The organism is Pseudomonas sp. SIMBA_067 (genome assembly GCF_046534675.1).
In the GTDB taxonomy this organism is placed as follows: Bacteria; Pseudomonadota; Gammaproteobacteria; order Pseudomonadales; family Pseudomonadaceae; genus Aquipseudomonas; species Aquipseudomonas putida.
Map to the genome: position 1 here is coordinate 1 of NZ_JAWRYH010000650.1, position 263 is coordinate 263.

Annotated in this window: 1 protein-coding gene; it reads left to right on the forward strand. The window is 36.9% G+C overall.

Translation table 11 applies throughout. The features are described 5' to 3' along the window. On the forward strand, positions 1 to 263 hold a 263-nt coding region (locus tag SB765_RS30720; RefSeq protein ID WP_410932631.1), incomplete at both ends, for a DUF885 family protein.

Genomic DNA, 263 nt, shown 5'->3' on the forward strand with positions numbered 1-263 from the left:
GCCAAAGCATTAGCGCTCATATAGTTAAACAACCTGAGAATAGCGCCTTATATGAGCCATTTACTCGCATCCCTAATACATTTACTGCAGCGCAAAAAGAAACTTACCAAAATAAAGCTAAAACATTAATTGAAGAAAAAGGTGTGCCTGCTTATCAGAACTTTTACGACTTTTTTAAAAATGAATACATGCCACATTGTAGAGCTCAGCCGGGTATTGCAAGTATTAAAGGGGGCCTTGATTATTACAAGTACACGGTTAAT